The organism is Shewanella sp. MTB7 (genome assembly GCF_027571385.1).
Classification (GTDB): Bacteria; Pseudomonadota; Gammaproteobacteria; order Enterobacterales; family Shewanellaceae; genus Shewanella.
Window position 1 is genome coordinate 207,228 of sequence record NZ_CP085636.1, and the last position, 18,900, is coordinate 226,127.

An 18,900-nucleotide genomic window follows, 5' to 3' on the forward strand; every position below is an offset into this window, starting at 1 on the left:
CTGATACTGTGTTAACGAGCTTAACCGTAGAATAACTATGCTCTTCACTCGTTGCCTTGCCTCAGAACCGCTAAACTCTCGCTGAGCGAGCAAATCTTTATACTGATTGGTATATTAGGTACTGCAAATGAATTGCCTCTCCGTCACATGAAAGCAACTATTAAGCCAAAATAAGATTAAGCCTATTAAAAAAAATCTTTTATGATGTGAGTCATATTTATCGAGGTGAAAAACGTAAAGTTTGTAGGTGTTTTATCTATTTTAGTCGATAAATGATATATGTCGGTGGTAAATAACTAAACGCTAATGATTGAAATGAAGGACGCTGAGGATAAAAGATGATAATAGGTATCAAAATAATAAAAAAGCTATCATATTGAGATAATTCCATATGATAGCCTAGATTTTATTAATCGATATCTGATGTAGTAATACCGATTATGCTGGTGGCGGTGTGCCTTCACAGTTAGACACAACGGCATCAATCTGTACCAAAGCATTCATAGGTATCGCAGCAACGCCAAAGCTTGTTCTTGCAGGAAGTTCGCTGTTGAAGAATGTGCTGTAAACATCGTTAATAGCATTAATATCCGCGATATTTTTAACTTGAATATTTACTTTAACGACATCATCCATAACGTGGTCAACACTTTCAATAATTGCCTTGATATTTTCTAGGCATTGTCTAGCTTGCTCACTGATACCACCAGCTACTATTTTTCCGGTCTTTGGATCTACAGGTAACTGCCCTGAAATATGATTGTAATGGGAGAAAGCGACCGTGTGTGAGTAGGGCAATTTAGGCGCATTGTCTGTATTGCTGGCTTCTATGACGAGTAAACGTGTGTCTTCTGGAAGTTGGGGTGGAGTACCATCCCCGTGTGCTACAACGGTATCTATCTGTACCAAAGCATCCATAGGTAAAGCTGCAACGTTAACGATTGTTCTAGCAGGAATATAGCTTGAGAAGAATGTTGCGCAAACCTGGTTTACGGCTTCAATATCTGAGATATTCTTCAGGAATATCGTTGTTTTAACGACATCATCCATGACGTGATCGATGCTTTCTAAAATGGCGTTAATATTGGTTAAGCACTGCTTTGCTTGCTCCGCTATCCCACCAGTGACCAGCACTCCTGATTTTGGATCGATAGGCAATTGCGATGAAAGGTTATTGTAATGAGAAAAAGCCACCGTTTGTGAGTATAGACCTTGGGGAGCATTTTCCGTGTTCCTTGACACTTTTATGAGTTTACAAGGCGCTTGTGGCGCAGTGCCTTCACCGTTTGAAATTAGTGCATCCATTTGTACTAACGCATCATTCATCGGTAAAGCTGCCACAGCCATTGTCGTGCGTGTAGGAAGAGCATCGTGGAAGAATGTAGCATAAACCTCGTCTATAGCAGTAATATCGGAGATGTTTTTAACGAAGACATTAATTTTAACTACATCGCCCATAACGTGGTCGATACTTTCTATAATGCTTTTAATATTTAATAAACACTGCCTCGCTTGGTCTTTTACACCACCAACAACAATCTCACCAGTTTTAGGGTCTACAGGCAGTTGAGCTGAAATATTATTATAATGAGAAAACGCTACTGTTTGGGTTGAGACTGAACTTTTTGGTGCATTTACGGTGTTTCTTGATACTTTTATAATCTTGTTGGTCATATATATTTCCTTTGTTTTAGATGTCATTAACCGTGAAGGAATATGTTTAAGATATTTGAAATATTTTGCGGCTAATTCCTAAGGCTATGGCGGCATGTTTACTCATTAAATATAAAAAACGTTGGTCATTTATATTAATAAACCGGTTACGGATATAAATGAGTCCAACGCTTTTTTCTTGCTTCAGCGTATATAGGTGCTACATCGAATGGGCTTGAGTTAAGGGCTTGATGCCCTCTTAAACTCACCTAATTTAAACTATTCAAGCTCGTCCATATTAGTCCTGATGAGTTGAGCCACTTTGCGACCTGCGTATATAGGTGCTACATCGAATGGGCTTAGATCGAGGACTTGATGCCCTCGATACACCCTATTAACCCTAGCTATTCTAGTTTATCCATATTGGTCCAGATACGTTGAGCGACTTTGCGAGCTTCGGCGTATATAGGTGCTACAGTGAATGGGCTTAGATCGAGGGCTTGATGCCCTCGATACACCCTATTAACCCTAGCTACTCTAGTTTATCCATATTGGTCCAGATGCGTTGAGCGACTTTGCGAGCTTCGGCGTATATAGGTGCTACAGCGAATGGGCTTAGATCGAGGGCTTGATGTCCTCGATACACCCTATTAACCCTAGCTATTCTAGTTTATCCATATTGGTCCAGATACGTTGAGCGACTTTGCGAGCTTCGGCATAAATTGGGGCTACATCGAATGGGAAGGTGCGGTCTTGATACACGAACCGTCCTTCAACCATCACCGAGTTTACATTGCCGGCATTGATACCAAAGGCGATATGACCAGGGAAATTATCTGCTACCAATGGCGTTGGACTTGTGTAATCCAATATAGTCAAATCGGCCTTATAACCCGCTTCGAGTCGACCAAATTGGGCACCAAAGTTGTTGGCTAATATCTGGTTGCCATTCCACAGGTGACGCAAGAAGCTATCTGGCCATAATGGGCCGCCACTATCTCTATGTTTAAAGAAGGCAAATTTAAGCTCCTCAAACATGTCGGCACCGATACCATCAGTGCCTAACACCACATTATTAAACTTGCTTAATTTCTCGTTATAGCCAACGTGGTTATTCATATTTGAGCGAGCATTATGGGCCAGGAAGCCGCCTCTAGCGTTTAAGATGTCAATATCTCTATCGGACAGGAATAAGCCGTGAGCCAGTAAGGTTTTGTTGTTGATCAAGCCATATCTGTCCAAGCGTGCGACGATATCTTGATCGTAATGATGATGACTGTGAGTTACATCATATTTGTCTTCTGCCACATGGATATGCAGGCCACGACCTGTCGCTTTAACTGCCTCGGCAAGCATAGACAAACCATCATTTGTCACAGTAAAAGGTGCATGAGCACCAATATGGGCTTCGACAAGATAGGGCTCATCGCCCTTTAATTTAGCTGCATCGATCAGCTGAGCAAAGGCGATATTCTCCTCAACTCCGGCACTCATCTCCTTAATTCCGCCATTTCTATCTGTGGTTTCATAACAGGTCATGCCGCGTAATCCCGCCTTTATAAAGCCGCTGCGTAAGGTCTTAAGAGAGCCGGCGATATAGCTCGGTGAAGCATGATGATCGATGACACTGGAGCAGCCACTTTTGATCGCTTCAAGGGAGCAGATAAGGCCACTGTAATAGATCGCTTCTTCATCAAGCACTTTATCTAAACGCCACCACAAGTTCTTCAAGATGGAGATAAAATCTGGACTTGGCTTAATATCGGCCATTACTCCTCTTGATAAGCCCGAATAAAAATGGTTATGGGAGCAGACTACGCCAGGCATCACTAACTTGCCTTTCATATCGATGATCTGAGCTGCCGGGTACTGAGCTTGCAGATTGGGGCCTACCGCCTTGATAGTACTGCCCTCAATCAAGATATCTACACCCTCTTTAACGAAGCAAGGTTCAAACTGAACGGCCGTCGCATTTTTCAATAACATCATAATATTATTCCTTATTGATCCACATGGCCCAGTAGATAATCATGCTCATTAAGCACATAACTGATAATGGTAGATACGTCATCTAATGCCTCAGGTAAGGTAAATTGTTTGTCATCACTGAGCTCGCAGCTATATATATTTTGATTGGCGCGAACCTGTAAACGCTTGCCTTCGACGAGGAAACCTGAATTTTCACTGGTCTCAAAATCCTCAAGGCGATTGAAGATAGTGAACTTACTCTTATAGGGTTTGCCGTCCCATGGGCAGAACTGAGCACAATTACCACATTCGTTACAGTAGGCATCGATATGCAGCACCTGGAACTTATCCTTAAAGCCGGGAATTGGCAGTGAGATATTCGCGCGGTTAGGGCATACATCGACGCACTTGCTACACACATAAGAGCACTCTAAACAGCGCTTAGACTCTTGTTGGATAAAGGCTATTTGATCGTCACAGCTACTTAGAAGCTTCACCTGAACTTCGCCCTTACGAGCATAGATGTCTTTGACATCCACATTCGATTTGATTATCTGGCTTGGCTCATTGACCGACTCCTTGGCAAGAATCGCTGATGCGGCTTTGCGACCACCTGAGATGGCAGAAACGATATTTGATGGCCCAGTGCTGGCATCACCAATTAGATAGACATTTTCAAGGCTTGTCTCACCGGTTGATTTCGATACGATTGGCCAGCCATCTTCTCCCATTGGGATACCAATACGACTAAGTACAACTGTGTTACTTTGCTCACCCACTGCGGTAATTAAGCTATCAATTTCAAGCTCAACAGTATCCTTGGTCGCAACAGGGCTGCAACGTCCTTTAGCATCAAGCTCACCTAACTCCATCACGCGAGCAATTAGCTTGCCATCAGCATAGAAAGCTTCGGGATTGGTGAGGAACATAAACTGCACCCCATCAGCCAGTGCTTCGTCATACTCCTCTTTATAAGCTGGCATCTCAGCCAATGTGCGGCGATAAAGCACTGTAACTTGCTCGACACCGCTGACTTTCAGGGCTGCTCTGGCACTATCCATCGCGGTATTTCCTGCACCGACTACGGCCACATGTTTACCCAGCGGCGCCTTGTATGAACTGACGTCAAACTCGCCCTTATTGTATTGAGATAAAAACTCCAGTGACTTATAGATACGAGTATTGTCGCCCTCAAGCTTGATTGGGTTGCCTTTATCTGCGCCGACTCCGAGACAGATATATTTGAAACCGCTCTCCTGTAACGTTGACACAGTAAGATTATCGCCACAGCTGTACTCGATATTGACGCCGTGAGAGGTGACAAACTCGATATCATGCTCAATCGCTGAGGCGGGTATTCTAAAGTGAGGAATGATATTTTTAACCACACCGCCAGCATTGGCCTCTTTTTCAAATATGGTGACCGGGTGACCCGCTTTTGCTAAAAAGTAAGCCGCCGATAGACCCGCGGGACCTGCGCCTAATACTGCCGCTGGGGCTTTATTTTCAAGGCTTGGCTTATGCCATTTTTGTTTGTATTCATCCCAGCCTTTTTCCAGCGCAATCTTCTTCATCTCGCGAATATTAATCGCACCTTCATAGTCACGGCGAGTACAGTTAAATTGGCATTGATGATCACAGATCTCTCCGGTAATGGCAGGTAGTGCATTACGAGAATAGATAAGTTCGAGTGCCTGGGCATATTGTTGCTCGCCCATAAGGCGCAGATACTCAGGAATATCTTGGCTGATAGGGCAGGCGGTAACACAGGGTGCTACCGAGCAATCAGTCAACGGCAGGGCTTTGTTGACTGAAATATCTTCCGGGCCACGCCACTCTTTTTGGGTGTAATCGACGGTTAATGATTTTTTAGCCAAAATAGCCAGCTTGACTAGATCGACTTTTTCCATCTGCCAAAATTCACTGTCAGCTAACTCATTGATGCAGTCGGTTAAACGCATATAACCGCCAGGCTTAAGCAGATCAGTGGCCATGGTGATGGGGCGAATACCCGTTTCAAATATCTCTTTAATATTGAATTTACTCGCGCCGCCTGAGTATGAAATAGGTAATAGGCCATCAAACTCAGTGGATAGCTCCAACGCGACATTAATGGATAAGGGGAACAAGGCACGGCCAGACATGTACATCTCTTTGTCAGGCAGGCGGCCTTTCTTATTAATCGTGCCTAAGGTGTTTGTTAACTTGACACCAAAGCCGACATTAAGCGTTTTGCCTAGTGCCATCAAACGGCCCAACATGGCTTTAGCATCAGTCAATTTTAGGTCATGACCAAATGCCTCTTCGCTCAATAGGATATGGGTAAAACCAGCATTATCTAAAATTGATCTAACTCTTGGGTAACCCAACAAAGTAGGGTTGAGTTTAACGAAGGTATTGAGGTGCTTATCTTCAATCATGTAACGGCAGATAGCTTCTATCTCGTGGGGAGGGCAACCATGCATGGTCGACAACGTGACGCCTTTAGATAAATGCGGTGAAATGGAATTAAGCAGATTAGCGATGTTCACGCCATAACGCTGTTCCAACTCATTATGGGAGATAAACTCGCGCAACTCCTGCAGATACTGAGCAAATAATGGATGCTGGCTCGAATCTATCATGTCATCGATATAAGCTTGCATAGGCGCAGTCTTAATACCATCAAGATCATAACCTACACTCATATTGAACACGAATGACTTAGGCTCATCTTCCGCCAACGGCTGAAATACCTCTTCGAGTAGATACAGTGCAATCCAGGCTTTCAGATACTCGTCATAGGCCTTCACTAGGGTGAATTCGGTAGACCATTCGGTATTAAAGCATTCATCTTCGGCGTCGATACAAGGTTTCGCTATCTCTAAAGTATCAAGTTTTTGGACGGTTTTAAGCTCCATAAAGCGACCGCCAGCCAACCAAGAACAGATAATATTTTGCGCGAGCTGGGTATGAGGGCCGGCTGCTGGACCTACAGGTGTCTGACAATTTTCGCCCCAAACAGCAAGCTTATTTGCGTCCGTCTTACGATAGAATTGCTTAGCTGGGATCCCAAAAATCGACCCACTGCACTTATACTCACTGAACATCCGCTTTAGCAACTCACTGAACGGAACGGGACGCATAATGTCTGCCATGATATATCTCCTTGATTCTGTGCTGTTGTTATCTGTAAAGCCACTACATCTCATCAAGCAATGCTGGACTCATATTTATAATTTTTTGTCTGTAATAACGCTTTGTTTTGAATCGGAGCAACTAACACGCCAAGCTGATGGCTTTACAGTGATAACCAAGCCAAAGCGTGACCTTGGTCAAAATTAAGTGTTTTTTTGGAGGGGAAACCTAAGAGAAACAGTAGAAAAGCGATGATAAATGGAGCTGATTTCGAGGCGTTATCAGTATTTAGACGTTAAGTGTTTATTATTTACGCAAAGTGGTATCAATTTGATAAGTGACGCAGCACCGCAGCGCTATGGTAGTTTAGTAGTGCTTGATACGCTTCTGGCGTGTCGACATCCAGATGAATACTGGTCGTGGTTAAGCCTAGATGCTCAACCTTTTGCGACTTGATAATGGACTTCATTTTACTCTTGATTGGGGCACTAACAATTAGCGGTACTATAGACTGAGGCAGTAATACCGGGTGACCCGAACGTTCAATATTGCCAGGAAATACCACTTGAGCTCTTCGCTGCCACAGAGCATGAAAAACCTCACTATCTATCAGAGGCATATCACCATGGGTGATGAAAAAGTGCTCGGTATTAACCTGCTGAGCGCCGAGTTGAATTGAGCCAAACATGCCCATGGAAAAGTGCTCATTGATAACCACCAGAATATTAGGCGTGTCCTGATATCTAGCCATCAGTTCTTTGCCTCTAAAGCCTGCAACTAGGATAACCCGAGAACAAAAACTCAGTGCATTTTCAATGCATTGATCAAGTATTGTGTGATTTTTATATGCTAGCATCAGCTTCCAATCTCCCATGCGAGATGACAAGCCTGCGGCGGGTATTATGCAATCTACCTCTAGGGGGGGAGTCTCTTGCAATGGCATGTTCATTCTCCAAAATGAGGACGATATGTTATTTGACGCGCTTATTAATGTCTGTGCTAATGATCATACAACGACCCCGCAGCCTAAGTTATCGAACCAAGCACCAGTATCTAGCTTACTGGTCGCTTTAGTCGGCGGTGGCGGCAAGAGTAGTACGGCTTTTCGTTTGGCTCAACAAGCTCAATCTCGGGGAATGAAGGTCCTTATTACTACAACCACCAAGATGTACCTACCAAGTGAAAGTCAGTGTGACACCATTATCGATATTGAGAACTTAATCTATCAAATTGATAGCGTTAGTGACTTTCTTGATACCTCATCTGAGAGCGATACAGGTAACAAAAAAAGCGCTATTGGGAGCCATCTCAACATTGCAGAATCTGCTGCATCAGAGACGCTCACCTATTGCGACATAAATTCTGCTTCAAGATCAATATCGTCAACGCACTATACTCCCTTATCATTTCTCCCTGCAAGCCTCTGCTTTTGTTATCAAAATAAACTTGAACTGATTGAAAATAAAGATAAAAACACAAAAGAAATCAAAGTGTCTGGCTTGTCTTTCGTTGAGATAGAGATGATAAAAAATGCGGCAATATTTGATCTAATCATTATAGAAGCCGACGGCGCAAAACACTTACCGATCAAAGCTCCTTCTAGGCATGAGCCTTGCATTCCTCCCAATGTTGATATCGTGATAGCGGTCACCGGATGTGAAGTGATCAATCAGGAAATTGAGCCTGCGCTGGTACATCGCTGGACTGATTTTCAATACATCACTCAATGTCAGGCTGGCGATAAGCTAGCCCACCAGGTTTTGGCTAGGTTAATCGCCCATAAAGATGGCATGTTCAAGCAGGTTCCAACGAGTGCAAGGCGAGTCTGGTTGATCAATAAAGTCGACCTAGCAAGTAATTATGTTGCAGTCCAAACACTTGTAAAAGACTTAGTTAAACATGGAGTACCGCTTGATGCCATCTGGCTCGCGAGTATGCAAGCAGCCAACCCTATGATTGAGGTATTGACGAGAGATTCGATCACGACAATATCAGAGTAATAGCAACTAATCGCTTCCATGGTACAAGGTAGATTTATGAATATTTTTGCTCACGCGGCCCAATTAGAAGAACTTAATACGCCTTTCGCTCTCGCCAATATTCTCGAAACATCTGGCTCAGCGCCCAGACATCAAGGGCAGATGATCGTTAAATCCGATGGCAGCATCATAGGTACCGTCGGTGGTGGCATGATTGAGCGCTACATCATCGAGCAAGCTATCGAAGCCATACAGCAAAGAGAACCCAGAGTCGTCAAAGGGCGTATGACTCGCACGGGCCCCGATGCTATGGGGATGGATTGTGGTGGTTCAATGACCGTGCATATCGATGTATTTGGTTTAAGGCCGCCCCTGGTGCTTATCGGTGCTGGTCATGTTAATCGCGCCGTGGCTAAGGCTGCGCATGTTTTGGGGTTTGATATTACAGTCGCGGATGCCTTTGCCGAGAGTCTAGTCGAGGAACACTTCCCTCAAGGCAGTAAGCTCATCCTTGGCAATACTATGGAAGAGGCTATCGATAAACTCACTATTAACAGTGCAAGCTATCTGGTTATCGCCACTAATCACCAAGATAAAGATGCTATCTCTAAAATCGTCCAACAAGATGCCAAGTATATCGGTCTTATGGCCAGTAAACGTAAAGTACAAACCCTGTTTACCCACCTTAGAAATATAGGCATCAGTGATGAGCGCATTGGGAATGTCTATTCGCCCATTGGTTTTAGCATAGGCGCAGAAACCCCCGAAGAGATTGCCATTAGCATCATGGCTGAAATACTAAAGGTGAAAAATAGCGCTGCTGGTGGCTTGATGAAGGATGACACACGTATCAATCGTAAACGGCTAGTACTCATTCGTGGTGCTGGCGACATTGCCACAGGCGTTGCGATTCGATTACACAATTCAGGCTTTAAAGTGGTGATGACCGATATCGCTAAGCCCAGCGTTATTCGCCGCAGTGTGGCCTTTGCCCAATGTTTATTTGACTATAGTGTTACCGTAGAAGGGGTTACGGCTAAAAAAGCAGATTGCTGTACTACGATTTATGATCTTATCGATCAAGGATTCATCCCAGTGCTGGTGGATGGGGAGTGTCAATCTGCGGCTAAGTTACATCCCACCTTTGTCGTGGATGCCATCTTGGCCAAGCGTAACTTAGGCTTATCCAAAGCGTTCGCTCCACACACGGTCGCTCTTGGCCCAGGCTTTATGGCTGGTGTGGATTGTGACGCCGTTATCGAGACAAATCGAGGCCACAATTTAGGTCGCATCATCTATCAAGGTGAAACTGAGCCTAATACCGGCATTCCAGGTAACATCGCCGGTTACACCCATCAAAGAGTACTAAGAGCACCCCATGCTGGTGTTATGCATTGCCATGTCAAACTCGGCGATATCGTAAAAGAGGGCGAGCTTATCGCGCAAATTAACGATACCCCCATCAATGCGCCACTATCAGGTAAGGTCAGAGGCTTGCTTAACGAGGGCTTAGAGGTTCATGAAGGCTTAAAGATTGGTGATATCGACCCAAGAGGCGAGGACACCGATCATCTCAGCGTGTCCGATAAGGCCCGTGCCATAGGTGGCAGCGTGTTAGAAGCCTTGTTGCATCTGGAGATACAAGGTTAATATTCTATTGATTTGATCAATAGATTTATCAATGTGTTTTTTAGTTTTAGTTCATTTGGTACTTAGCCAGCTTGCTAAGTACCATAGAATCATCGCACTTGTTGCCAACAGATTTGAAATATCTTTTAGATGGACTCATTGGGCTATGTATCTCTCTATTTAGCTCGTTGAATGCCATAATCCAAATTTAGCTTATTACCTGCCGTGGGCTTATGTGCAGATACTTCAGTGAGACAACGCGAGTACAATCCCTGTAGTCTCTACGATGACATCCCTGTCATCGAAGCTCACAGACGTATCTACACTTGAGTGTTTATCTCTTCGATTTTGGTTAATTGGCTGCGACCCCTTTGCCCTTTAGTTATGTTCAGTTGATGAAGTCCCATGCACTGGTACATCTATTTATTCTAAGAGCAATATTCTGAACTGATGCCTCATTTTGCAAATTGTAAGACTTAATTACAAATTCTACCGTATCGTTATTCGATATTAATTCCGGAGATATATGAAATATAAAACAGGACGCAGACTGGACAGGTAGATCTACAAAAAAGTCACTTTTTATTAGCTCCGAGAACCCTTTGTGATGAATTTTTGGAGACTCGTTATCTTATTGATTTTTAATGGCTGGCTTGATTTTTCTCGAAAAAGCTGGTTTTTCACGAGAAGGTTGTTTACAGCAAAACTCAATCTTGAATAATAAATATGTAGATGATTACATCTATGGACTGTGCTTGTCAGCTACATAACTAATTTGGATAGAGAGTATAAATTGAGTCAGAAGATAAACTTCTGGCTCAATTTTTTATTTTACTAGAATGTCAGTAGAAGAGATGTTGAAAATCGCTGAGCATTGATCTCTAGAGGGCCGTTGGTTATTTTGTTGATTATTAATAGATCGATATAGTTTTTTTTAGGCACTATCGATCGCTGAATGCGATCTTTCCCGCCAAGCTTATCAATAACACGCCTGAAACTCCCTCAAGTACACGAGTGTATTTATTAGAATTAGGACGACTGAATAGCCAACTACCTGCGGTGGCATACAACACATTACATACTGTAGCTAGTGCACTAAATATCAAACCAAGCACCAAAAGCTGCCCTGAAGCCGAACCTGTTGATACATCAATAAATTGTGGAAGAAAAGATAAGAAAAACAAAGCTACTTTAGGATTTAGAATGCTAACCAAAATACCTTGTACAAATACGTCGGCGCTAGGTTGTTCATTGTCGCTCACCATAATTTGAGAGCCGCCCCTCCACATAGATATTAACGATTGAATACCTAAATACACCAAGTAAGCTGCACCTAACCATTTCACAATGCTAAAAGCTACAGCGGAACTTAAAATGATGGCAGATAAGCCTAAACAAGCAGCTAAAGTATGAGCGAAGTAACCGACACCTACCCCTAACGCAGCTTTCATTCCATTCGCCATTTTACCTTTCATTGTATTCGATACGATGAAAATGACATCTGGTCCTGGAATTAAATTAATTGTTAGGCATGCTACGACAAACAATAGTAGTGCATTAAACTCCATTTACTTTCCTTTATGTTGGACTAATAGGGGACATAACAGTGTATTTAGCGAGCATTCTGATAGACATCCCGAAGACTGTCAATCAGGCTGAGAGTAAGGTTTAGCAGTGATCATAATTTTGTATTATTTCAGGTCAATATTGAAAAACAGAAATGCTTCAATCTCTTTACTAAGTCTTACCGGTAAAATCCAATACCCATTCAGCTAAACACTTTCAAACTAGATCCTGAAACTAGTTCAGGATGACGATTAAGGCACAGAGAATGTGATCAGTCTTCATTCGAAAGCTAACACCTTTTTGGGTGTTAGCTTGCTTCGAAATATTAGCCCCTAGTTATCAATTACGCCTTTACGTAACTCGCGACTTTCTTAACACTGATGCAGGTTCCTGAGCGTTCGGCCAAGACATCGAGTCCATGTTCGAGGGCGCCGATATAGGCTTTACCACCTGATAAAGCGAAGTCGGTAACCGCTTCAACTTTTGGTCCCATAGAGCCGGCTGCAAAACTGTACTGGCTCAGTTCTTCTGGTGTTGTATGGTGCAGTGCTCGTTGATTTTCAGTGCCCCAATCGAGATACACCGCGTCGGCATCGGTAAGAATAAGCAACTTATTGGCCTTTAACTGCTTAGCAAGTAAGGTGGCAGATAAGTCTTTATCGATAACGCCTTCGACACCGATGTAACCATGGTCGCTCTTGCACACTGGAATACCACCGCCGCCACAGCAGATAACGATATGACCAGAACCTAACAAGGTGTGGATAGAGGAACGATCCAAGATACTTATCGGTTTTGGTGAGGGCACCACGCGGCGAACGTAATCACCATCACGCTTCATGATCCAGTTATTCGCTTCGGCTAAGAGGCCTGCTTCATCTTCGTTATATACCGGACCGACAAACTTGGTTGGATCCAACATGCTGGGATCTTGTGGGTCAACTTCGATACGGGTCAAGATGGTGGAAACCTCACTATGAGGCATCACATTTTGCAGCTCTTGGGCTAGCATGTAACCAATCATACCCTCACTCTCGGCGCCTAAAACATCCAGCGGATAGGGAGCTACTTCCTTATAAGATAAATTTTGCAGTGAAATCAACCCCACTTGCGGTCCATTACCATGAACAATCGCCACACGATATTCTTTGGCAATTTCAGCGATAGCTATGGCGGCTATCTTGATATTAGCCAGTTGATTTTGAAAACTTGGTGCATCACCGCGACGCAATAAGGCATTGCCTCCGAGAGCAACAACGACAATAGGTTTCATAGATACTCCTTGATTTCTCTGCGACTGAGCCTGCCGTCATCACAAATGACAGCGGTGGCATCTTAAGTTAAGTGCTGAGAATAAAAATAATGACGAATTAGATTTTGTTTTTATCGAATGGCAAACGATGCACAAATAGACCGGCACCGGCTTTCCCGAGAAACTCACCATTGCATGCCACGACTTCTCCACGACTAATCGTCATGACGGGCCATCCGTTAACTTGGTGTGATTCATAAGGGGTGTAGTCACTATTGTCATGTAGATTTTCATGACTGATATTGACCTTAAGTTCTGGGTCGAATAATACAAGATCCGCATCAGAACCGGGTAGAAGGCAGCCTTTTTGTGGATATAGGCCGAATAGTTTTGCAGGCTTAAAACTGGTAATTTCAACAAATTTTTCTGGAGTGATTCGCCCTGTCTTCACTCCCTCTGAAAACAGTAGGGGCATGCGGGTTTCAACCCCGGGAATACCATTAGGGCAAAGCGTAAAGTCATCACGGCCCCGTAGTTTTTGCTCTTGATAGGAAAAAGCGCAATGGTCGGTTGCTACGGTATCTATGCTGCCGTCAATGATGCCATGCCAGAGTTTCTCTAACTCTGCCTTGGGCCTCAGTGGTGGGCTCATCACATATTTAACGCTGTCATCATCGGCATAAAGGCTGTCATCAAGTAGTAGATATTGCGGGCAGGTTTCGCTCCATACTGCTTGGCAATTTTGCTTTGCCAGGCGGATATAATCTAGCCCTAGGCCATTAGATAGGTGAACGATATAAAGCGGCGCGTCATCAGCAAGCTTTGCCAAATTAATCATGCGGGCAATGGCTTCGGCTTCACACTCTAATGGACGACTGACAGCATGGTATTTCGCGCTGGTTTTACCCGCTTTTATCAATTGGCTGCGCTTTAAGGCGATAGCGGCATCATTTTCGGGATGCACCGCCGTTAAGGCTTGAACTTGATTGAGGCGAGCAAGGGCGAGCAGGGTGTCAGTGTCATCGAGCTTATAATTATAGGTGAGATAAAGCTTAAAACTAGAGATACCCTCACGATGTACCATGGCATGCATATCTTCGATCACGTCATCATTGATATGTTGGATCACCCCATGAAAACTATAATCGATCACCGCTTTATCTTTGGCGTACGCTTTATAGACGTTGAGCTGATGAAACAGGTTGCAGTCCTTGGGGCCAAACCCCATATGATCGACAATCATAGTGGTACCGCCGCAAGCTGCTGCGCGAGTACCGCTATAAAAATCATCGACACTGCGGGCAATACCCACATCGATATTAAAATGAGTGTGCACATCGATACCACCAGGCATCACGTACAGGCCTGCGGCATCGACAATCTTGGTGTCTGCTGGCATATCGCTAGCACACTTATAAATGCATTTGCCAATAGCGGCAATCTTGCCATCTATAATCAATAACTCTTGTTGTGATTGGCCATGAGCATCCACAAGTGTGCCGTTAACTATCAATGTGACTCTGGGCGCCATCGCAACCGCTCTCCGCAAACGAAATTGATAAAGGTGAAAAAGCTAAAAAAAAGAGAAAACTAAACCGAAAATAAAAAGAGCGAACTGACATCATTAAGCTAAAGATGTCTCATACACTAAGCTCACACGAAAATGTGCTTAGGGGCGTAATGCTCGCCCTTAAGCACGAATAATGACTTCTTAAATTACTTCTTAAGCTGAGATAGATACATCATAGGGATGACTGCATACATAGCTGCACAGGTCACTAGATGCTCTTTCCAAGTCTTCTCATTTGGCGCATGGGCTTCAGGCTCTTTGCCTGGGCCAAAACCAATAACGGGAATACCGTAACGGCCCATGATAGACACGCCATTGGTTGAGAAAGTCCACTTATCAACAGTCGGCTTCTTATCAAATAGCAACTCATATGAAGCTTCGAGCGTCTTAGTCGCCACATGCTCGCTGTCGATTTTCCACGTTGGGAAATAGCACTCAGTTGGGTAGACTAAACCTGTGTAAGCTGGACGGTTGTACTCATACATCGAGACCACACCTTTGGCGTTAACTACCGCTGGCAGTGCACGAATTTCATCTAATGCACCTTCCCATGTTTCACCCCAAGTTAAACGGCGGTCGATAGAAACGGCGCAGCTATCAGCGACCGCACAGCGACTTGGCGAGGTATAGAAGATTTCAGATACCGTTAATGTTCCTTTGCCTAAGAACTCATCATCACCTAGATTTTGAGACAGATTCTCCAACTGACCTAAGATATGACCCATTTTGAAGATGGCGTTATCGCCACGCTCTGGCGCAGAGCCATGACAGCTTACGCCTGGCACATCAACACGGATCTCCATGCGGCCACGATGACCACGATAAATCTGACAATCTGTTGGCTCAGTAGAAACGACAAACTCAGGGCGGATTTTGCTTTCTTCGATAATGTACTGCCAGCATAGACCATCACAATCTTCTTCTTGCACGGTACCTGTGACTAACAAGGTGTATTCGCCTTCCAAGCCTAAATCTTTGATTATCTTGCCAGCGTAAACCATTGAAGCCATGCCGCCTTCTTGATCAGATGCGCCGCGACCACCAATGATTTCATCATCTTCCATGCCTGTGTAGGGGTCAAAATTCCAGTTATCTAAGTTACCGACACCGACGGTATCGATGTGGGCATCCATAGCAATAAGGTGGGGTCCGTGGCCAATCCAGCCCAGAACGTTGCCCATAGGGTCAATCTCAACTTTATCAAAGCCTACTTTCTCCATCTCTTCCTTGATGCGAAGTACGACTTTCTCTTCATCACAGCTCTCACTGGGAATGGCTATCATATCGCGCAGGAAACGAGTCATATCTGCTTTGTATTCTTGGGCTTTTTCTAATACGGCTGAAAATGGAACTGTCATAATATATCTCCATACTTGAATGGTGGTCATCACATCCAGTGTTTAAATTATTGCTAAGAGATACAGCTTAATAATTGATGACTAGACTAGGCTGTATTGATTTTTTTAAATTATTTATGCTGTTTATGTCGTTTACACTTATAATGTCGGGTACTTACCGCCCCAAACAATATCGCGATAATTAACCGGATCGGTATCACCTTCGGTGTTGATAATCAGTACGACAGAATCCTTGTTTAAGCCGCACTTCATCATCAACTTGCTGTTATCTTTATGGAAATGTATTGCCGCTAACAGACCTAGACCTACGGCTCCAGATTCACCAGACACCACGCGAGGATCATCATCCAGTGGACTGCCTAAGACGCGCATACCTAACGCTGCTACTTCATCATCACAAGAGACAAATTGAGTGACGCAATCGCGCAAAACGGGCCAACCGATAGGGTTAGGCTCACCGCAAGCGAGACCCACCATGATGGTATTAAGATCGCCATCCACATTGACCATTTCGCCTTGAGTACTGACACCTGAGCGGTAGATGCAATCAGCTGTTTTAGGCTCTACTATGATGGAGTGCAGCTTATCGGCGCCATAAAGAGAGCATAAATACCCCAGTACGCCGCCAGCGAGGGCGCCGACACCAGCCTGCAATATCACGTGGGTTGGTGCCTTGATGCCCTGAGCATTCATCTGCTCCACGGCTTCAACGGCTAAGGTGGTATAGCCTTGCATAATCCAAGTAGGAATTTGGGTGTAACCATCCCAAGCCGTATCCTGAACAATTTTCCAGTTGTTCTTTTCGGCAGTTTCTATGGCTAAACGTACGGTATCGTCGTAATTCATATCGGTGACAATACACTCGGCGCCTAAGGCCTTAATGTTGTTAACCCGCTCAATAGCGGCACCTTTAGGCATATAGACAACGGCGTGCTGACCTAGTTTATTGGCGGCCCAAGCGACACCTCGTCCATGATTACCATCGGTGGCGGTTGCAAAAGTCATCTTCTCGGTGATGTCATTTTTGAGCTTATCGAAATCAAACGCATTGATATCTAATGTGAACTCATCACATAGAAGACGGGCGATAGCGTATGCGCCACCCAACATTTTAAAGGCGTTAAGATCGAAGCGATAAGCCTCATCTTTAACCAATATCTTACCTAGACCAAACTCCTTGGCTAGGCAGTCAAGAGATTGCAGAGGCGTCGCTTGATAGCCTTCTATGCCCCGATGAAAGGCGCGGGCTTTATCAGCTTCCGCAGCGGTAAAAAGTGGAGAAAGTTGACCATTGAAATGACGGTTATCAGCTATCTCCATATTGAGAGAGAATGTAGACACGGGCATACCTCATAAACGAAATCGGTAGAGGGGCAGAGACTGCCCCCGATACTTATGTTTGAAACCAATATTAAAAACTAACGTTTAAAATAAATGGCTGAAACATCTCCTTGGTACAGAAGTTTGAATAAGTCGATCGTGGCTATTTGACTCGCTTTTTGCTATCGAGGAGCAACTGCTCTAACACCTGACCTGGCTTGGTATACTTACGATTGAGGATCATCGAGGCGATGATGTATGGCTTCCAGCTTGCTTCTTTGTAAGTGGCGATACGGTACTTTTCAAATACTGACTCAGCCACTTCACCCTCTTTACAAGAAACGCCTGTAATGTCAGCGGGTAAGCAATGCATATACAGGGCTTCACCTTGCTTGGTGAGCTGCATCATCTCTTCGGTGCAATGCCAATCTTTGTGCTTAGCATTTTGCTCGAGACACTCTTTTTCTAGCGCTTTTAATCCTTCATGGTCATTGGCGCGTAGCATAGTGGTGCGGCGCTCCATTACCTTATAAGGAGCCCATGACTTGGGATAAACGATATCTGCACCTTCGAAGGCCTCTGCCATAGAAGCAACTTGAGTAAAGCTACCACCCGATGCTTTCGCATTTACTTTCGCCTGTTCAACCACTTCAGGAATTAAGTCATAGCCTTCTGGATGGGCTAAGGTGACATCCATACCAAAGCGGGTCATCAGACCGATAATGCCCTGGGGTACAGATAACGGCTTGCCATAACTTGGCGAATAAGCCCATGTCATAGCAATCTTCTTACCTTTCAGCTGCTCTATAGAGCCAAAATGTTCTTCCAGCCAGGCGAGATCTGCCATTGATTGTGTTGGGTGGTCAATATCACACTGCAGATTAATCAGGGCTGGACGGCTTGGTAGCACCCCTTTTTCAACACCTTCATCTAGTGCTGCACCCACTTCACGCATATAAGCGTTACCTGCACCTAGGTACATATCGTCACGGATACCGATGGCATCGGCGCAAAATGAGATCATATTGGCTGTTTCACGTACTGTTTCGCCGTGAGCTATTTGGGATTTGCCTTCATCTAGGTCTTGTTGTGCTAGGCCCAGCATATTGATAGCTGATGCATAAGAAAAACGGGTTCGAGTCGAATTATCTCTAAATAACGAGATGCCCAGACCATTATTAAATACGTTGGTGGCAATATTTTCTGCACGCATAGTCTTTAAAACTTGAGCCGTTTTCAGTACGCACTCTAGCTCTGCAGGGGTTTGCTCCCAAGTGAGTAAAAAGTCTTTTTTATCTAATTGAGATTCAAGTTCATTGATTTCCTTGATAAGGCTATTGATGCTTTTCATTTTTGTTCCTATTTCCTGTATTTTGTCATTTGCGCATATAAATAAGAGGTGCTTTCCTGGAATTTTTTACGAGGTAATTCTAGTTACTTATTAATAAAGCAAATTGGATGCCAAAAAATGAGGGTTAATTTTAACTA

The 18,900-nt window shown here is 44.1% G+C and carries 12 protein-coding genes; 2 read left to right on the plus strand and 10 right to left on the minus strand.

What is annotated here, in order from left to right; genetic code table 11:
• Positions 1–438: 438 nt before the first annotated feature.
• The 4 genes from HWQ47_RS00960 to HWQ47_RS00975 all read right to left on the minus strand — a co-directional run bounded on the left by HWQ47_RS00960 (position 439) and on the right by HWQ47_RS00975 (position 7,681).
• Positions 439–1,674 carry a RidA family protein gene (locus HWQ47_RS00960; protein WP_269969344.1) on the minus strand — a complete coding sequence of 412 codons (1,236 nt, stop codon included), beginning with the start codon at positions 1,672–1,674 and terminating at the stop codon, positions 439–441.
• Positions 1,675–2,313: 639 nt separating this feature from the next.
• Entirely contained in the window at positions 2,314–3,642 is a 1,329-nt protein-coding gene (gene ssnA / locus HWQ47_RS00965) for a putative aminohydrolase SsnA (protein WP_269969345.1), read from the minus strand.
• Between the two features lie 11 nt (positions 3,643–3,653).
• Positions 3,654–6,758, minus strand: a complete 3,105-nt coding sequence (ygfK, locus tag HWQ47_RS00970; protein WP_269969346.1) for a putative selenate reductase subunit YgfK — start codon at positions 6,756–6,758, stop codon at positions 3,654–3,656.
• A gap of 305 nt (positions 6,759–7,063) precedes the next feature.
• Positions 7,064–7,681 (minus strand): NTP transferase domain-containing protein, encoded by a 618-nt coding sequence (locus HWQ47_RS00975; protein ID WP_269969347.1) that lies wholly within the window; start codon positions 7,679–7,681, stop codon positions 7,064–7,066.
• Between the two features lie 25 nt (positions 7,682–7,706).
• Between HWQ47_RS00975 and yqeC the strand changes: the two genes are divergently transcribed.
• Both yqeC and yqeB read left to right on the plus strand, forming a co-directional pair.
• Complete coding sequence (yqeC, locus tag HWQ47_RS00980; protein ID WP_269969348.1) at positions 7,707–8,738, plus strand: selenium cofactor biosynthesis protein YqeC; 1,032 nt, start codon at positions 7,707–7,709, stop codon at positions 8,736–8,738.
• 36 nt (positions 8,739–8,774) lie between these two features.
• Positions 8,775–10,367 carry a selenium-dependent molybdenum cofactor biosynthesis protein YqeB gene (yqeB, locus tag HWQ47_RS00985; protein ID WP_269969349.1) on the plus strand — a complete coding sequence of 531 codons (1,593 nt, stop codon included), beginning with the start codon at positions 8,775–8,777 and terminating at the stop codon, positions 10,365–10,367.
• 920 nt (positions 10,368–11,287) lie between these two features.
• Here the strand turns inward: yqeB and HWQ47_RS00990 are convergent.
• From HWQ47_RS00990 to ygeW, 6 genes are all read right to left on the minus strand, one after another.
• Complete coding sequence (locus HWQ47_RS00990; protein ID WP_269969350.1) at positions 11,288–11,914, minus strand: LysE family translocator; 627 nt, start codon at positions 11,912–11,914, stop codon at positions 11,288–11,290.
• Between the two features lie 341 nt (positions 11,915–12,255).
• Positions 12,256–13,185, minus strand: coding sequence for a carbamate kinase (gene arcC, locus HWQ47_RS00995; protein WP_269969351.1), 930 nt, complete (start codon positions 13,183–13,185; stop codon positions 12,256–12,258).
• Between the two features lie 97 nt (positions 13,186–13,282).
• Positions 13,283–14,695 (minus strand): dihydropyrimidinase, encoded by a 1,413-nt coding sequence (hydA, locus tag HWQ47_RS01000; protein WP_269969352.1) that lies wholly within the window; start codon positions 14,693–14,695, stop codon positions 13,283–13,285.
• Positions 14,696–14,880: 185 nt separating this feature from the next.
• The gene (locus HWQ47_RS01005) at positions 14,881–16,092 is read right to left on the minus strand and encodes a YgeY family selenium metabolism-linked hydrolase (protein WP_269969353.1); all 1,212 of its coding nucleotides are present in this window, start codon (positions 16,090–16,092) and stop codon (positions 14,881–14,883) included.
• Positions 16,093–16,230: 138 nt separating this feature from the next.
• Positions 16,231–17,439, minus strand: a complete 1,209-nt coding sequence (gene dpaL / locus HWQ47_RS01010; protein WP_269969354.1) for a diaminopropionate ammonia-lyase — start codon at positions 17,437–17,439, stop codon at positions 16,231–16,233.
• A gap of 136 nt (positions 17,440–17,575) precedes the next feature.
• The gene (ygeW, locus tag HWQ47_RS01015; protein WP_269969355.1) at positions 17,576–18,763 is read right to left on the minus strand and encodes a knotted carbamoyltransferase YgeW; all 1,188 of its coding nucleotides are present in this window, start codon (positions 18,761–18,763) and stop codon (positions 17,576–17,578) included.
• Between the last annotated feature and the right edge of the window lie 137 nt (positions 18,764–18,900).

Bases quoted from the DNA above. Each gene is read 5' to 3' on its own strand.
- HWQ47_RS00960 (WP_269969344.1), bottom strand. From the start codon at position 1,674: ATGACCAACAAGATTATAAAAGTATCAAGAAACACCGTAAATGCACCA.
- ssnA (WP_269969345.1), bottom strand. From the start codon at position 3,642: ATGATGTTATTGAAAAATGCGACGGCCGTTCAGTTTGAACCTTGCTTC.
- ygfK (WP_269969346.1), bottom strand. From the start codon at position 6,758: ATGGCAGACATTATGCGTCCCGTTCCGTTCAGTGAGTTGCTAAAGCGG.
- HWQ47_RS00975 (WP_269969347.1), bottom strand. From the start codon at position 7,681: ATGCCATTGCAAGAGACTCCCCCCCTAGAGGTAGATTGCATAATACCC.
- yqeC (WP_269969348.1), top strand. From the start codon at position 7,707: ATGTTATTTGACGCGCTTATTAATGTCTGTGCTAATGATCATACAACG.
- yqeB (WP_269969349.1), top strand. From the start codon at position 8,775: ATGAATATTTTTGCTCACGCGGCCCAATTAGAAGAACTTAATACGCCT.
- HWQ47_RS00990 (WP_269969350.1), bottom strand. From the start codon at position 11,914: ATGGAGTTTAATGCACTACTATTGTTTGTCGTAGCATGCCTAACAATT.
- arcC (WP_269969351.1), bottom strand. From the start codon at position 13,185: ATGAAACCTATTGTCGTTGTTGCTCTCGGAGGCAATGCCTTATTGCGT.
- hydA (WP_269969352.1), bottom strand. From the start codon at position 14,695: ATGGCGCCCAGAGTCACATTGATAGTTAACGGCACACTTGTGGATGCT.
- HWQ47_RS01005 (WP_269969353.1), bottom strand. From the start codon at position 16,092: ATGACAGTTCCATTTTCAGCCGTATTAGAAAAAGCCCAAGAATACAAA.
- dpaL (WP_269969354.1), bottom strand. From the start codon at position 17,439: ATGCCCGTGTCTACATTCTCTCTCAATATGGAGATAGCTGATAACCGT.
- ygeW (WP_269969355.1), bottom strand. From the start codon at position 18,763: ATGAAAAGCATCAATAGCCTTATCAAGGAAATCAATGAACTTGAATCT.